The organism is uncultured Shimia sp., from assembly GCF_947493595.1.
Classification (GTDB): Bacteria; Pseudomonadota; Alphaproteobacteria; order Rhodobacterales; family Rhodobacteraceae; genus Shimia.
The window spans coordinates 1-261 of the sequence record NZ_CANLRL010000022.1; the positions used below are offsets into that span (position 1 = coordinate 1).

The window sequence follows — 261 nt, forward strand, 5'->3', positions numbered from 1 at the left end:
GCGTCGTCAGAGTTTTTGGAACCAAGGGCGGCCTAAACTAAGAGAGAGTTCGGCTCATCTGGTTGGTTTGATTATGCGGCGCGCCACGAGAGTGTTTCATGCCGTTGTCCTGCAACCATTCTGCCAGATCCCCCGAGACGTAACTGGATCCGTTGTCACTGAGGAGGCGCGGTTTATGAACAACGGTCTTTTGGCTATCTCTTACGAGCCTTTGACATTGATCTACATGTAGAATTGGCGGGTATTTTGTCGTTGGGATTG

The 261-nt window shown here is 50.6% G+C and carries 1 pseudogene; it reads right to left on the reverse strand.

The annotated features are described in order from the left end of the window. Positions 1-64: 64 nt before the first annotated feature. A pseudogene (locus Q0955_RS20850) lies at positions 65-184 on the reverse strand (transposase family protein); the annotation flags it as partial. Between the last annotated feature and the right edge of the window lie 77 nt (positions 185-261).